Origin of the sequence: Kosakonia sp. SOY2 (assembly GCF_027109175.1) — a bacterium.
Classification (GTDB): domain Bacteria; phylum Pseudomonadota; class Gammaproteobacteria; order Enterobacterales; family Enterobacteriaceae; genus Kosakonia.
Window position 1 is genome coordinate 1,473,283 of the sequence record NZ_JAPVXH010000001.1, and the last position, 15,140, is coordinate 1,488,422.

Below are 15,140 nucleotides of genomic sequence, written 5' to 3' on the forward strand. Positions count from 1 at the left end.
TCGCAAAAATAATTAAGAGGTTGTTTATAAGCGTCAGGCATAACTTAAAGTTATTATCCGTTTCCTGTCGGATAAAAGGCCTATGGAAATCACCCTAATTTCAATTATTCACACCATTGACTACTCTATGAAGTAATAGATTCATTGAAGAAACTATTATATGGAGAAGGCGCATGCATATATTCATGATTGACAAACATTCTATATACATTGAAGAAATGACATCGGTAGTGTCTCATAGCATTCCGGAAGTAAAAATCTGCGGTTTAAATGATTGTAAGAAAATCAATGAAACTCTGGGCAAATTCCCCGCCTCCTTAATTATTCTGGATGGTAATGATAATAAAAAAGCATGTATTGAGTTAATTGATAACTTATCGCAGCACTATCCTGGCATCCCGGTGGTGATGCTGGTAAATAAATGCCAACTCATCTCGTTGCGACAATTTCTGAATCATCATGCCATTGCTTTTGTCAGGCGCGACTCCCCCCCCGAAACCATCACACAAACGCTACATACCGCTTCTGCGGGCATGCTCAGCTTTCCCCACGAGAATATGACGGTTCTGGATAATAACCATCGTACCCTGGCTTGTCTAAGCGAACGTCAGCGCGAGATCCTAAAATTGCTCGCTGCCGGCGAATCTAATAAACAAATTAGCCGCCTCCTGAATATCAGTCCGGGTACCGTAAAAACGCATCTCGAATCTATTTTTCGTCGCCTGAATGTGACTAACCGCACCCAGGCAGCAATGATGTATTTTAAAGAAAGTTAGCCACACTATTTATGCTGTTCGATTGCCATCCATTCCCAACGAGTCTCTAGCACAAAAGGAGCATCAGATGTAAATAATGCTCCTTTTATCATACCCACTCTTTTTTTGGGTTGGTGATTTATTTAGCTTATTTTGCTGTTCTTTTATGGGGAAATTTCTTACTGGATGGCAGATTTGTAGACGGCGGATGTATGCAATAGCTGATTGTTACTATCCCGATACCGATATCTTTAAATATAAAAAAAGAGGATTGATAAGGCGTTAATATGACATCAAACAATAAAAAAGGCACATTTATCGCCACCTGTAACATAAAACCAATCCCCGCAATCAGCAGCCCAATACTATATCCTCGCGAAATATAAACGGTATTGAGAAGGCGATGACTGAGCGCGCTAATCAGAATAATCAAAGCAACAAAAACATCTACCAGAGTGAGTACCCAGTATAAAACCTTCAACATCATGATGGATCTCCTGTTTTTGAACTACGAATGGATCGGTAACGGCCTGGTATTTTGTTAACACCTCTGGCGGCGCGCTTCAGCTCTCCTGCCACCTGCAAAATGTCGCGCTCTTCTCTGTGGCAGAAAAAATTGGCCAGCCAGGCAACCATTCCGACACTGATTGACCCAATGAAATAACCGATCCCCATAGCAGTATCCTTATCTGTAAAATTCATTCCCAGCCATTGAGAGATAATTCCTCCCAGGGTAAATGTCGTACTAACGCTAATCCCCCCGATAATGATGCCCGCCGTCAGGCGGCCACGTTGATACAACTTTTTAGGTTGCCAAAAAAATGACACGCTCAGGCCACCAAATAATCCGGCGAGAGCGGCCAACCAGTTACTGAATAACCCCATGTCATCAATTGTTATCATTGCAGCCTCCTTAAATTATCAAGATATGACCTCAGTAAATGTCATGAGGCCTTAACATCAATTACTGACAAGGGAGAAGCACGACAGTTGTAGCGCCATTATCCGTAGAGAGATAACGCACCGCGCTTTGTGGGTTGTCGATCACATATTTATCAGTACGCAAACCGCGTACGCTATCCGTCACTGCACTGTACCAATTCCCGTCATTCGCAAATTGCTTGCCAATCCAGAAAGAGCGGGGTTGCGCTTTATGTGAGACTCGCCCCGTGATTTTCACACTGAACGACCCCTTGCGGGCGAACCTTCCAGCCTGGCTTGTGGACTGGTTTCGCTGTTACCTGATTCGCGTTGGGTAGCATCCAGTTCGAAGCCAATTGCCCTTTCTTCAATGCTGATGTTTCGATGAGGGATGGCAACAAGCAGGGGAAATGGCCCCGGGCAAAAGGGCCAAAGGTAAAATTAATTACACATTTATACCTGCAAAAAACCACACTCGATAAATAATCTTATTTAATAAACTGTATTAGTACAGACTCGGACTAATACAGTTTTAGATATTTCATTAATTATTTAGTCATATTAGCATCAATGACCTGATAGAACGCATTCCCTGTGTCGGCAATTGTCCATACGCCCAAAATAACTTGATACCCCGAGCGTTGTGGAATAGTACAGTTCATCTGGACTTTACTTTGCGGGATTTTCCCGTTATCAAATCTTTCGCAGAAAGGTTTTAAATCAAAATCAGCCCGAGCTAACGGTTTATTCGGATCCCATCCTTGCTTAGTGATGTAATATTTCCAGGAAGTTGTGCTATGGCGGGCGGTGAGCGTCCAGTCAAATGTATGCGCGCCACTTTTGAGATTGACTTTGTACCAACGACCTGGTGTCTGTTCATTTAATTCAGAAAAACTCGGATTCCCTGCGCTTGCGATTAAACCATCGGAAGGACCGCCGTCAGGAAAACCTTTCACGCCTTCAATCGATTGAGGTTCATACATCACCGCGCCACAAGCTTTATTTAATGCACCGCCCGCGTGAGTGCAAAGAAATGAACGACTTGGTGGGTTATCAATATATCCATGCGCGTAAACATAACCAGTCAGAAATAAAGATAACATTAAAATCAGTAGATTTTTTTTCATGATTGAATATTCCTTTTCAGATGTGATATTACCTGTTGGTATTCGTAACCAGGCTGATTTAAGATTTTTATTGATATACCTCCTTTGCAGAAAAAATATAAAAACGCGTCGGGTTCATCGCATTTTAAGGTTTGCAGATAGAGGTCTTACCTTCTCTGCACAACCTTTGCAGGGATTCCGGCGCCTGGTTTTCCGGGATCAACAACTGCATCTCTTTTTGCCGGGCCGTCCAGGTAATCTGGAGGCGGTAGAAACGCTGGTCACCCTCGCCTGGAGAATTTGCCAGGCCAGGCCGCTGCCCGAGCGGTAATACCTGGCGAAGAATAGTGTCAAGCCGCTGGCGCTGCTCTGTATTCAACTGCGCTATTTCAATGCACTGCTTTCTGATGAGTTTCGGCATATAAACCAGCCCGCCTTCACGGGCCAGTTCAATCACCACATCATCGGTGAGTTCAGGTGTGCTCACCATAACACTCCAACTTCTCTCCAGGCCTGTTCGATGGCGTTGGCAACCGCTTTGCCGGAACGTTTTCCACCGTGATAGATAGTCAATCTGGCGAAGGTGGCGAAATCTGCGTCCGGAGTCAGTGACTTGTCACAAACCGTGTCGTACCAGGCGTAACCGGTTTTTTCCCATGCATAACCGCCGACAGCGACAGATGCCAGGTAAAAGGCGCGATTTGGGATACCGGAATTTAAATGCACACCGCCATTGTCATCGCGGGTTCGGACATAATCGTTCATATGGGCGGGCTGCGGGTCGGCACCTAACATCGGATCGTTGTAGGCGGTACCCGGCGAAGACATGGAGCGCAGCGCACGGCCATTAATTCTTTCACCCAGTAATCCTTCGCCAATCAACCAATCAGCCTGGTCGGCGGTTTGCTGGTAGTAGTATTGCTTCACCAGCGAGCCGAAAACATCTGATAAAGATTCATTCAGTGCGCCTGACTGCGCATAATAGATCAACCCGGCCTCACTGCCGGTGACGCCGTGACCGAGTTCATGCGCGATGACATCGATGGCAATCGTGAAACGATTAAAAATAACACCGTCGCCATCGCCGAAAACCATCTCCTGCCCATCCCAGAACGCATTCATATATGATTCACCGAAATGCACGATGCCATTCAGGGCCATCCCCTGGTTATCAAGAGAATTACGTCGCCAGACTCGCCAGAAGAAATCATGCGTCACGCCGAGGTACTCATAGGCCTCGTCCGCAGCGATATCGCCATTGGAAGGTTGGCCTTCATAACGTACCAGCGTGCCATTTACCGTCGACTGATGATGCGCATCGTAAATATTACGCATCAATTCACCAGGGTAGGTGGTCAGAGGCTTAGAGATTCCTTTAAGGCCGATATCCATCAAGTTTTGCACATGGACTAAAGTTCGACGCGCAAAGTGTTGCTGCGCCTCAGAGCCATTGTCGATGATGCGACGTAAAATATGGGGAGGAATAAGACTGTGTGGGTAATATGCGGACATATTATTCTCCTTGGCTTTATTTAGGCTGTATGAGGACATATTGGCCTCCTTGCAATAAAATTATCTACGAGCAAATACGCTGTTCCCCTTGAAATAAGAAAGAACAACAAAAATATAGGCCTACCCACCTCTTTTACTCAATACGGCAAATAATCCAGGGCAAATAAACCAGGGCAAATTACGGAGTCTTACGCATTGTTATTCTATTGCCAGCAATAAAATCACTTTCACCTGGCCATTACCTGAAAAAACATTATTCAGATGTTATTTAATGCAAACCCTCACCATCAGATAGCTCATCATCAGGCAAGCATTGCTTCATTAAATATATTATTAACTTTTGCGTATGATTCCCGACGGATATAAAGAAAGGTTATACCGGATGTGATATTTGCCGCGTCTGCAACATCTGCCCTACCCTTCGTCTGCACAAAATAATTATATTGCGCGACGCCCGGTTAATAGTGCATATCAACGGCGATAAACCCGGTAAACGGAATGATTTTCTGGACACTTTTCCGCTAATCAATCGCCACGGATATTCCCGACACTTCCGGGCCGCTGATAATAGTGGTTTCATACTCCGCCGGTGGCATGGGATTGCGCTAACCATGCTGACGCTTACTGATATAAAACAGTTCGTTGTCATCGAAATATCGCTGCGGGATTCATCTCTCGTTCGGTAGATTTTTTTCTTTAATTCTTCACGCTTCAGTAACGGAAAAACTTTCTGTAACGGCGTTGTCGTGGCCGTCAGCACGACGACTCATGCTGCCCTCCAGGCCGTGTGATCGGCACAGCAGAGTCATCAAAATGGCTCTGCTGTGCCTGTTAAACCCATGGTGATGCAATCACATGAGATCTGATTTCCTCTCTAAAAGCCGTTACCTCACCTGAACGCTTTTTCAGGACTCACCACCATCCAGACCGCCACACCGATAATAAGCGCCCCCATAATGAAACCGCTGTTAATGGTTTCGCTCAGTACCAGATATCCCCATAGCACGCCAAACGGCGGAATTAAAAATGTCACGGTTAATGAACGTAACGGCCCGATATCGGCAATCAGTCGAAAATAGAGGATGTAAGCCCATGCCGTACAGAAAACCCCGACAGCAATGACGCTTACCCAGGCCTCTTGCTGCAGCCAGTTAACCGTTGGCCCGAACCGGGTGCTGCAGATGAAAAAAGGCAGCAAAAAAACCGTTGCGCCTGTCTGACTACCGAAAGCGACTATTTTCGGATCGAGTCCCCCTTTGTTTGAAATCCAGCTGCGCGTCAGAAAGCCGGCGATCCCATAACAACTGGTCGCGATAAGACAGGCAATAACGCCGATGATTTGTTTATCCGCTGATTGCGCTTCACCGATGGTGGTAATCACGATGATGCCGACAAGCCCCAGCAGCACGCCACCCCATTTTTTGAGGGTAAGTTTCTCGGCAAAAAAGGAAAAACCCACCAGCGCCCCCATCAACGGGGTGGTTGCATTCAAAATGGCCGAATACCCGGCAGGCAGCCATTGAGCCGCCAGACAATACATCAGAAAAGGCAACCCGGAATTAATAACGCCGAGGATAAATGAGGATTTGAACTTATCTTTAAAATCAAACGAAGATTTAAACAGTAATAAAATGACTGCGAGTCCGATAAAACCAAAAAATACCCGCAAAAATGCCGTATTAATCGCACCGAACTGCGGTACCGCTATGCGCATAAAGAGAAAACTCGCGCCCCAGATAGCGGCAAGCAACACTAACCGAAGATAATCAGCAACACGCATAACCGTTCCTTTTCGTTTACGGGGAATTCACGGCGAAACTGTGAAACATGCCAGACAGACTGACAAACAAGATTTTTGTTTATACTTAAGATTTTCTAACTCATGAGACAGTGTCGTTAATGAAAATGCCACCTTTACATGCACTTATGTGTTTTGAGTCGGCCGCGAGGCTGATGAGTATCAAAGCGGCTGCGGAAGAGTTATGTGTGACATCCAGCGCTGTCAGCCAGCAAATCGCAAAACTGGAAAACTTCACCAGCACCAGGCTGTTCATCCGCAGCCCTCGCCGTCTGGAACTGACAATCGAGGGGCGCATCTACATGCGGGCGATAAGACCCGCGTTCAGCCAGATAGCAGAAGCAACGCAACGCTTAATGAATGAGGGAAAGGCAAACAAAGTGACGGTCAGTTGCACCAGTGGTTTTGCCATTCAATGGTTGCTGCCGCGCCTGCCAGCCTTTGAAAAAGCCAATCCAGGTGTGGAAGTGCAAATCAGCACCACCAACAGGCAGGTTGATTTACTTTCCGAAGGGATTGATTTCGCTATCCGACACGGTGCGGGTAACTATCCAGGACTGACGTCTGAGGTTCTGGTAAACGACAATCTCCTCCCGGTCTGTAGCCCCCGATTACTCGCGGCAGAAAGCGAACTCTCAGGGCCGCGGGATGTGGCAAAATATCCGCTGCTGCACGATGAGCACCGGCTGGACTGGGCCTTATGGTTTCATACGCTGGGTATTGACGATGTAAAGAGTGACACCGGCCCCATTTTCATCGATTCCAATGGCGTGATTGAAGCGGCAATTGCAGGTAGAGGCATCGCGCTTGTTCGCCGTGCTCTTGTACGCGAAGAGCTAAGAAGTGGCCTGCTAATTAACCCGCTGAAAATCTCGCTTCATTCGCCGATAGCCTACTATCTGGTGTATGAGGAATCCGCGTTGTTGCAGAAGATAAGCCGCCGTTTTCGCGACTGGATCTCGGCCGCTGCAGCCACTGACGAGTAAGGACGTAGTATGCAAATCGATCTCCATTTACTTGAAGAAATCATCAGCAAAATTTTTATTGAAATGAAGCAGCGGGGAATAGATAGCGTTGCGCTGGATGCCGATTATTACTGGAATGTTCCCTCCGCATCCCTCTACGATCCTCATCGTGAGCCAGATAAATTAGACATCGGCCAGCTGGTTGATGACTACGACATAGTGAAGCTGGCTTATGAGAAGAACAGTCTGGTTAGCTATAACTTAAAAAATGTCGCGGCAATCATGAGATTCTTATCGGAAAAATATTCATTTTGAAGGCAAAATTCTGGCTGGCATCTCAGCGTTAACGGTATCACCTCTTGTCGCTGAAACAGATTGTGCGCGTAATTCGTTCGTCCTGCGCAACACAAGCTGCCTGTTTTGTGCCTGACGGAAGAACGGCTAAGCTAACAGACTGAGCACTAAAATCCCTACGGGTGCGCGGTATTTCCCCCCTGCCGGCGCGACATTGCGCGTTGTTCGCGCCCGGCGCAATGGGGAACTGGCCTTTGTTGCTGCCCCTTCCCCAGGGTGTCGCAGCGTTATCGCGGACATGAGGCGATCCCGGTGCTGCGTTACTGTTTAACCCATACCAGTTGGTCAACCCGGAACCCGAGGCTTCGCGCGGTATTCAGATAATCCTGTTTTACCGTTTCAGGAAGCGTCGGCGTGCGGGAGAGGATCCACAAATAGTCGCGGTTCGGGCCGCTCACCAGCGCGTACTGGTAATTGTCATCGAGTTTGATCACGTTATAGCCGCCGTAAAACGGGCCAAAGAACGATACTTTCAGCGCCGCGGTGGTCGGCTCGCCGGTGAAATAAGCCTTCCCTTCGCTCTCGCTCCACTTCTGCTTTTGCGGATCAAAACCACGGTTAAGGACGCTGATCCCACCGTCGCTGCGCTTGCCATAAGTGGCGGTTACCTGTTGAAGCCCGCGCTCAAAACGATTTTCCAGACGCGCGATTTCATACCATTTACCCAGATAACGGCTGGCGTCAAACCCGGTGATCGGCTGCACCCCTTTTGGCGGCGTCGGAGATTTACAGGCGACAAGTGTCAAGGCGATAGCCACACCCGTCACCACTGGCCATAACTTCATGAGAACTCCTTTCATCTTCGCGGTTGGCAGTAAAGTGTAGTGCAAACGGCCCACACTTCATTCAACCCATAAATATTCGTAGTATATTGAGAGCATTCTTTATTATCGGGTTTACCTTATGTCTTACTCCATCGGCGAATTTGCGCAACTTTGCGGGATCACCGCGACCACGCTGCGTGCCTGGCAGCGTCGCTACGGCCTGCTCAAACCGATGCGCACCGATGGCGGTCACCGGCTCTACAGCGATGACGATGTGCAGCAGGCGCTAAAAATTCTCGATTGGGTGAAAAAAGGCGTCCCTGTCAGCCAGGTGAAACCGTTGCTGGAGCGCCCCGGCGCGCGTCGCACTAACAACTGGCTGACGCTGCAGGAAAACATGCTCCAGCGCCTGAAAGAGGGAAAAATCGAATCCCTGCGCCAGCTTATTTATGATTCAGGACGTGAATATCCGCGCCCGGAACTGGTAACCGAAGTGCTGCGACCACTGCGCAGTAAAGTGTCGGCCAATATCCCGGCGATGATGACCCTGCGCGAAATCCTCGATGGCATCATCATTTCTTACACCTCCTTTTGCCTTGAAGGGGACAGAAAAGCGCCGGGCGATAACTATCTCATCACCGGATGGCACCTTGCCGATCCGTGTGAAATCTGGCTTGAAGCGCTCAAACGCACCGGCCAGGGCCACCGTATTGACGTGCTTCCCGTGCCGCCTGCAACCTTAGCGCCGGAGATCCTGCCGGAACGAAAGTGGTTGCTGGTCACTTCCGGCAAACTCACCGTCGCCCGTAAAAAACAGATCGAACTCTGGCAACCACGCGTTCGCTCCCTCGACGTCATCTCGCTCTAATCCCTTCCCTGCGCAGGCCCATGCATCAAGCGCAACGGTTACCGTTGCGTATTGGTTTCATTTTTTCGCAAAAAAAATCACCTTAAACAACCAATTGAAATATCTACAAAATAAAAAATATTTTCATCAAAACTTGGACAAATAATTTTAATTGTGTAAGTTTGAATTATGCAGTTCCGTTACGTTGTTCAACGCCCTGGTGAGAATCATGAGCACACTGTCCCGCGTCATCGATCGGTTTGTTGAGTACTACGCCCGGCTGGATAGCCAGCCCGTCTCTGCGCTATCCGCGCTGTATCACCCGGATGCGCTGCTTATCGATCCGTTTGGCGAACACCTGGGGTTACCGGCTATTGAGCGCTATTTCAGCCACCTTCTCGCCAGTGTTAGGCACTGCCATTTTTCCATCGACTCGCCACTTCACAATGACGCGCGTTTTGCCACAAGCTGGACCATGCACTGGTCGCATCCGCGCATTGCCGGCGGGAAACACCTCACGCTGCCGGGCTGTTCAGTGGTGGATGTGCGGGGCGAAAAGATAGTGCGGCAGCGCGATTACTACGATGCCGGCGAGATGATCTACCAACATCTGCCGCTGCTGGGTTGGGCGGTTCGCGGTGTGAAACGGAGTGTACGCGCATGATGACTGTCCTCATCACCGGCGCCAGTTCCGGTATCGGCGAGGGGCTGGCGAGATCCTGGGCCCGCGATGGCTACCACGTTATCGCCTGCGGGCGTGACCCGGCGCGGCTGGAAGCACTCCGGCAATCCAGCCCGAACATCACAGTACGCCTGTTTGATATGACCGATCGCGAAGCCTGCCGCCATGCGCTGGCCGATTGCTGCGCCGATCTCACCATCCTCTGCGCAGGTACCTGCGAGTATCTCGATCGCGGCGTGGTGGATGCAGAGCTGGTTGAACGGGTGGTCACGACCAATTTTCTCGGGCCGGTCAATTGCATTGCCGCGCTGCAACCGCAGCTTGTGGCGAGAAACCGCGTGGTGCTGGTCAGTTCGATGGCGCACTGGCTGCCGTTTCCACGCGCCGAGGCGTATGGCGCGTCGAAAGCCGCGCTGAGCTGGTTTGCCAACAGTCTGCGGCTGGACTGGGAAGCTAAAGGCATTGCCGTCACGGTCGTTTCACCCGGTTTTGTGGATACGCCGCTGACGCGTAAAAACGATTTTGCTATGCCAGGCCAGGTAAGCGTTGATGAGGCGGTAAACGCTATCCGTCGTGGTCTGGCGAAAGGCAAAAACCACATCGCCTTCCCGACCGGTTTTAGCCTGATCCTGCGTCTGCTGGCCGGGCTGCCCTCTTTTCTTCAGCATGCGCTGTTGCGCAGGATGGTGCGTTCATGAAGATTGCCATTATCGGCAGCGGCATTGCCGGGTTGACCTGCGCCTGGCGGCTGGCGGGACACCATCAGGTGACGCTGTTTGAAGCACAGCCCACCGCTGGCGGGCATACCGCCACGGTCGATATCACCACGCCGCAGGGTACTTACGCCATTGATACCGGTTTTATCGTCTACAACGATCGCACCTACCCGCGCTTTATGGGCCTGCTCAGCGAGCTTGGCATCCGTGGGCAAAAAACGCAGATGAGTTTCTCGGTGCATAACCCGCATAGCGGTCTTGAGTACAACGGGCATACGCTCACCTCGCTATTCGCTCAGCGGCGTAATCTTTTCAACCCTGCATTCTGGGCGTTACTGAAAGCAATTGTGCGCTTTAACCGGCTGGCGAAAGCGGCGTTACAAGGCAACATGGATGAGAATGCCACGCTGCAAACCTTCCTTGAGCGCCACCACTTTAGCGATTTCTTCGCCCGTCACTACATTTTGCCGATGGGGGCCGCCATCTGGTCATCCTCCTTGCAGGAGATGCGCCGCTTCCCGTTGCCGCTCTTTTTGCGCTTTTTTGAACATCACGGCCTTTTGGATATCACCCATCGCCCGCAGTGGTACGTGGTGCCCGGCGGCTCGCGGGAGTACATCCGTGCGATGCTCTCACAACTGGGCGATCGCCTGAGCCTGCAGCTTAACGCGCCGGTGCAAAAAGTGATTCGCCATGACAACCGCGTCGATATCGAGCTTGCCACAACCACGCAGACTTTCGACCAGGTGATTTTCGCCTGCCACTCCGCGCAGGCGCTGGCAATGCTTGATGCCCCAACCCCTGCCGAACGTGAAGTGTTAGGCAATATCGGCTGGCAGCGCAACGCGGTCGTTTTGCATAGCGATCCCCGCTTGCTGCCGGTACGCCAGCGCGCATGGGCAAGCTGGAACTATCGCCTGAGCGAGCAGGATCACGCCAGCGCCTGTGTGACTTACAACATGAACATTCTCCAGGGGCTGCCGGCGGGAAGCCCGCTATTCTGCGTCACGCTGAACCCGGATAAGCCTATCGATGATCGCTACGTCTGGCAGCGCTTTGTCTATGAACATCCGCTGTTTAACCCGGCAAGCTGGCGCGCCCAGGCGCGGCGTCATGAGATCAACGGCCAGCACCGGAGCTGGTACTGCGGCGCTTACTGGTACAACGGATTTCATGAAGATGGCGTGCGCAGCGCGCTCGATGTCGTTCACGGCATCGCCACCAGCGAGGGGCGCGCCGATGAATAGCTGCCTGTATCAGGGCGTGTTGCGCCATCGTCGGCTGCAGCCGAAAGCGCACCATTTTCGCTATAGCGTATTTATGGCCTGGATTGATCTGGACGAGCTTGATGCGCTGCCTTCCGTCGGCATTCGCCGTAATCGCTTTGCTGCGGCCTCATTCCATGATGCGGACTATCCGCTGGGCACGCCGCTTAAAGCGCGCGCGCTCGATCAAGTGGAAAAGCTGACCGCCGAGCGCCCGGACGGCCGCGTGATGCTGCTGACCCAGTTGCGCTATTTCGGCTTTCACTTTAACCCGGTCAATTTTTACTACTGCTACGACAGTGCGGGTAGCCTGCGCTGGGTGCTGGCAGAGGTGCGCAACACGCCGTGGAACGAGCGCCATTACTACGCCGTTGAAGGCCAGACGCCGCGCCCGCTGGAAAAAGCGTTTCACGTCTCCCCCTTTAACCCGATGGAGATGGTCTATCACTGGCGCTTCAACAGCCCCGGCAAAACGCTGCACATGCATATCGAAAATCATCAGCAATCAAAAGTGTTCGACGCCACGCTCATGCTGAGCCGGGAACCGTTAACCCGCGCCACGCTGGCGTCTTTACTGCTGCGTATTCCGTTGATGACGCTAAACACCGTGTTGGCTATTTACTGGCAGGCGCTGCGGCTGTGGCTCAAACGTGTGCCGATTTATCCTCATCCCGTGAGCAGGAGTGAACGTTCATGACCGATCCCGTCTTTGCGCTTGAACCCGAGATTTCGCGCAACGTCCGTATCGCGCGATGGATACTTTTCCGCCTGCTGAGCGGCATTCAGCAAGGCTCCATCACCCTGCGTGAAGGCGCCCAGACGTTTCATTTTGGCGATGCCTCAGCTACGCTGCGCGCCGAGGTGCAGATTGTGGCACCCGGTGTTTACTGGCGGCTGCTAACCGGCGGCAGCCTCGCCGCTGCTGAAGCCTGGATCGCGGGCGACTGGGAGACCAGTCAGCTTACCGCACTGCTACAGATCCTGGCGCTGAACAGCCGCGTGCTCGGGCGGCTGGAGAGCGGTTTTCGCTGGCTTAGCCGACCTGTTGAGCGGCTGCGTCATTGGACGCGGCGCAACCATCGCCAGCAGGCGCGGGAAAATATCGCCGCCCACTACGACCTGGGTAACGCCTTTTACGCGCAGTTTCTCGATGAAAATCTGCTCTATTCCAGCGCGCTTTTTGCCGACGACAATCAGGATCTTGCCGACGCGCAACAGGCCAAAATGGCCAGGCTTTGCGAACAACTGGCGTTGACACCTGCCGATCATCTGCTGGAGGTCGGCACCGGATGGGGCGCGATGGCGGAGTACGCCGCCCGTCACTATGGTTGCCGGGTAACCACCACCACGCTTTCGCAGGAGCAGTACCGCTGGGCAAGCGAGCGCATTGCCCGCGCGGGGTTGCAGGATCGTGTGCAGGTGCTGCTTTGCGACTATCGCGATCTGACAGGTGAATTCGACAAACTGGTGTCGATCGAGATGATAGAAGCCGTCGGTCAACGCTATCTGCCTACCTTTTTCAAAACCTGCCAGGCGCGTCTGCGTCCCGGTGGCAAAATGGCGTTGCAGGCGATCACCATTCAGGATCAGCGCTACCGCGACTACAGCAAAAGCGTCGATTTTATTCAGCGCTACATCTTCCCCGGCGGCTTTTTGCCGAGCATCACCGCCATGAACGATTTGATGACGCGCCACACCGATTTTGTCATACGCAATCTGTTCGATATGGGCCCTGACTACGCCCGCACGCTCGCGCACTGGCGGCAGCGTTTTAACCACGCCTGGCAGGAGATTGAAAAGCTCGGCTTTGATAACCGCTTTCGCCGCATGTGGCTCTACTACTTTGGCTACTGCGAAGCCGGGTTTAACGCGCGCACCATCAGCGTGGTGCAACTGACCGCGGAGCGCGTATGAAACGGTATCTGCAGGTCTTTTTATTGGCTATCGCGTTCGATCTCTACTGGACGCTGGTGGTGCTGTTTCGCGAGCGCGGCCTGGTTATCTGGCTTACGCTGGCGATCGCGGCCTGCATGCTGTTATCCCCCACACAGCGTCTGTACGCCCTGTTTCTGGCAGGAATGGGGGGCGGGCTGGATGCATTCTGGGCACTGACGGGTCTTATCGAATTTAGCGGCGATTCGTTGCTGCCGCTGTGGATGGTGGCGCTGTGGCTGATGTTTGCCTGCGTCTGGACGGCGCTGAGCAGTACCTCGACGCTTCCCGGCTGGGCCCTGATGTTGATGGCGACAGGCGGCGGCCCGGTGGCTTACCTCCTTGGCGAACGATTAGGTGCCATCACCTTTCTGGCCCCCACGTTTATTGTCGTTAGCTCGATGGCTACCGGCTGGCTGGTGATGATGCTCTTTTTCCATATTGTGACGGGGAGGCGCTGATGCGAACCGCGTTACTGATGTTGCTGTGGCTTGGCGCACTGGTGCCTACGGTCCACGCTGCCGACTGGTTAAGCTGGCGCAAAGTCGGCGACGCGACGCTGACCTGGGGGCCGTTTACGGTTTATACCTCGCAGTTGCGCACGCCAGACGGCCGCTACAGCGGGCCTGAACAGGATCAGGCGCTGATCATCACCTACCAGCGCGATATCGACCGCGACGAACTGGTAGACGCCACCCGCGAACAGTGGCAGGCGCAGGGGCTCCTGGCGCGCGAGCCGCAGAGCGAAGCCTGGTTGCACATGTTGCGCACGCTGTGGCCTGACGTAACATCCGGCACGCAACTGGCGTTTGTGATGCGCGGCAAACAGGGGCAATTCTGGTATCGCGCCGCTTCGTCGCAGCAAGGCTTTAGCCCGCTCGGCCCATACCAGTCGGAAGCATTCAGCAGCCACTTTCTGGCGATCTGGCTTGCGCCCGCCACGCAATATCCCGCCCTGCGTCAACAGTTGATCGGAGGTCAAAAATGAAACGCATTCTGGCGCTCGGCCTTGCGCTGATGATGCTGCTGGCCGGTTGTAGCAGCGAGATTGGCGATTATCAACACCAACAGCCGCCGCTTGATATTTTCCGCTATTTCAACGGCACAACCGAAGCCTGGGGGATGGTGCAGGATCGCAGCGGCAAACAACTGCGCCGCTTCCATGTTGAGATCAAGGGCGAGGTGGTGGGCGAGACGCTCACGCTCAATGAGCACTTCGTTTATGACGATGGTGAAAAGCAGCAACGGGTGTGGCATATCCGCCGCGTCGGTAGCGATCGCTACGAAGGTACGGCAGGCGATATTGAGGGCGTGGCAACCGGGCAGTCGGCCGGTAACGCCTTTAACTGGCACTACCGCATGAACGTGAAAGCCAACGGCAGCACCTGGCTGCTGACCTTTGATGACTGGATGTATCTGCAGGACGACACCCATTTATTCAACAAAACAGCGATGAAGAAGTTCGGCATTACCGTCGGGACGGTGACGCTTTTCTTCACCCGCCAAACGCAGTAAGAGGATAG

19 protein-coding genes and 1 pseudogene are annotated in these 15,140 nt (G+C 52.2%); 12 read left to right on the forward strand and 8 right to left on the reverse strand.

Translation table 11 applies throughout. The features are described 5' to 3' along the window. Window positions 1-173: 173 nt before the first annotated feature. Window positions 174-776: a response regulator transcription factor gene (locus O3S68_RS06945; RefSeq protein ID WP_016495792.1), complete on the forward strand. Its 603-nt coding sequence runs from the start codon at window positions 174-176 to the stop codon at window positions 774-776. A 127-nt stretch (window positions 777-903) separates the two neighbouring features. On the opposite strand, the gene O3S68_RS06950 is transcribed toward O3S68_RS06945, so the two are convergent. From O3S68_RS06950 to O3S68_RS06980, 7 genes and pseudogenes are all read right to left on the reverse strand, one after another. Then, a complete protein-coding gene (locus tag O3S68_RS06950; RefSeq protein ID WP_269231112.1) occupies window positions 904-1,242 on the reverse strand; it encodes a hypothetical protein in 339 nt (112 codons plus the stop codon). Then, entirely contained in the window at window positions 1,239-1,658 is a 420-nt protein-coding gene (locus O3S68_RS06955) for a hypothetical protein (RefSeq protein WP_160269942.1), read from the reverse strand. Before O3S68_RS06955 ends, O3S68_RS06950 begins: the two co-directional genes overlap by 4 nt. Before the next feature lie 566 nt (window positions 1,659-2,224). Further along, window positions 2,225-2,803 carry a lytic polysaccharide monooxygenase gene (locus O3S68_RS06960; protein ID WP_016495789.1) on the reverse strand — a complete coding sequence of 193 codons (579 nt, stop codon included), beginning with the start codon at window positions 2,801-2,803 and terminating at the stop codon, window positions 2,225-2,227. Between the two features lie 124 nt (window positions 2,804-2,927). Next, window positions 2,928-3,269 (reverse strand): protealysin inhibitor emfourin, encoded by a 342-nt coding sequence (locus tag O3S68_RS06965; protein WP_269231669.1) that lies wholly within the window; start codon window positions 3,267-3,269, stop codon window positions 2,928-2,930. Next, window positions 3,266-4,294: a M4 family metallopeptidase gene (locus O3S68_RS06970; protein WP_269231113.1), complete on the reverse strand. Its 1,029-nt coding sequence runs from the start codon at window positions 4,292-4,294 to the stop codon at window positions 3,266-3,268. Before O3S68_RS06970 ends, O3S68_RS06965 begins: the two co-directional genes overlap by 4 nt. Window positions 4,295-4,819: 525 nt before the next feature. Further along, window positions 4,820-5,085: pseudogene (locus tag O3S68_RS06975) on the reverse strand (IS3 family transposase); the annotation flags it as partial. A gap of 98 nt (window positions 5,086-5,183) precedes the next feature. Further along, window positions 5,184-6,074 carry a DMT family transporter gene (locus tag O3S68_RS06980; protein ID WP_269231114.1) on the reverse strand — a complete coding sequence of 297 codons (891 nt, stop codon included), beginning with the start codon at window positions 6,072-6,074 and terminating at the stop codon, window positions 5,184-5,186. Window positions 6,075-6,193: 119 nt separating this feature from the next. On the opposite strand from O3S68_RS06980, the gene gcvA reads away from it, so the two are divergent. Beyond that, window positions 6,194-7,078, forward strand: coding sequence for a transcriptional regulator GcvA (gcvA, locus tag O3S68_RS06985; protein WP_269231115.1), 885 nt, complete (start codon window positions 6,194-6,196; stop codon window positions 7,076-7,078). A 9-nt stretch (window positions 7,079-7,087) separates the two neighbouring features. Then, the gene (locus O3S68_RS06990; RefSeq protein ID WP_269231116.1) at window positions 7,088-7,372 is read left to right on the forward strand and encodes a hypothetical protein; all 285 of its coding nucleotides are present in this window, start codon (window positions 7,088-7,090) and stop codon (window positions 7,370-7,372) included. Between the two features lie 299 nt (window positions 7,373-7,671). Here O3S68_RS06990 and O3S68_RS06995 read toward each other — a convergent pair whose 3' ends face one another. Beyond that, window positions 7,672-8,196 carry a lipocalin family protein gene (locus O3S68_RS06995; RefSeq protein WP_160269932.1) on the reverse strand — a complete coding sequence of 175 codons (525 nt, stop codon included), beginning with the start codon at window positions 8,194-8,196 and terminating at the stop codon, window positions 7,672-7,674. Window positions 8,197-8,314: 118 nt separating this feature from the next. Here O3S68_RS06995 and O3S68_RS07000 point away from each other — a divergent pair, with 118 nt between their 5' ends. From O3S68_RS07000 to O3S68_RS07040, 9 genes are all read left to right on the forward strand, one after another. Then, window positions 8,315-9,043 (forward strand): MerR family transcriptional regulator, encoded by a 729-nt coding sequence (locus O3S68_RS07000; RefSeq protein WP_045509546.1) that lies wholly within the window; start codon window positions 8,315-8,317, stop codon window positions 9,041-9,043. 208 nt (window positions 9,044-9,251) lie between these two features. Then, window positions 9,252-9,686 (forward strand): nuclear transport factor 2 family protein, encoded by a 435-nt coding sequence (locus O3S68_RS07005; RefSeq protein WP_269231117.1) that lies wholly within the window; start codon window positions 9,252-9,254, stop codon window positions 9,684-9,686. Beyond that, window positions 9,683-10,402, forward strand: coding sequence for an SDR family NAD(P)-dependent oxidoreductase (locus O3S68_RS07010; protein ID WP_269231118.1), 720 nt, complete (start codon window positions 9,683-9,685; stop codon window positions 10,400-10,402). The genes O3S68_RS07005 and O3S68_RS07010 overlap by 4 nt, the downstream gene beginning before the upstream one ends. Further along, window positions 10,399-11,667: an NAD(P)/FAD-dependent oxidoreductase gene (locus O3S68_RS07015; protein ID WP_269231119.1), complete on the forward strand. Its 1,269-nt coding sequence runs from the start codon at window positions 10,399-10,401 to the stop codon at window positions 11,665-11,667. Before O3S68_RS07010 ends, O3S68_RS07015 begins: the two co-directional genes overlap by 4 nt. Continuing rightward, on the forward strand, window positions 11,660-12,382 hold the full coding sequence (locus O3S68_RS07020) for a DUF1365 domain-containing protein (RefSeq protein ID WP_269231120.1): 723 nt from the start codon (window positions 11,660-11,662) through the stop codon (window positions 12,380-12,382). Before O3S68_RS07015 ends, O3S68_RS07020 begins: the two co-directional genes overlap by 8 nt. After that, window positions 12,379-13,599, forward strand: coding sequence for an SAM-dependent methyltransferase (locus tag O3S68_RS07025; protein ID WP_269231121.1), 1,221 nt, complete (start codon window positions 12,379-12,381; stop codon window positions 13,597-13,599). The genes O3S68_RS07020 and O3S68_RS07025 overlap by 4 nt, the downstream gene beginning before the upstream one ends. Then, entirely contained in the window at window positions 13,596-14,078 is a 483-nt protein-coding gene (locus O3S68_RS07030; RefSeq protein WP_160269915.1) for a DUF2878 domain-containing protein, read from the forward strand. The genes O3S68_RS07025 and O3S68_RS07030 overlap by 4 nt, the downstream gene beginning before the upstream one ends. Next, entirely contained in the window at window positions 14,078-14,605 is a 528-nt protein-coding gene (locus tag O3S68_RS07035; RefSeq protein WP_269231122.1) for a hypothetical protein, read from the forward strand. The genes O3S68_RS07030 and O3S68_RS07035 overlap by 1 nt, the downstream gene beginning before the upstream one ends. Then, on the forward strand, window positions 14,602-15,132 hold the full coding sequence (locus O3S68_RS07040; RefSeq protein ID WP_045509567.1) for a DUF3833 domain-containing protein: 531 nt from the start codon (window positions 14,602-14,604) through the stop codon (window positions 15,130-15,132). Before O3S68_RS07035 ends, O3S68_RS07040 begins: the two co-directional genes overlap by 4 nt. Window positions 15,133-15,140: the final 8 nt, after the last annotated feature.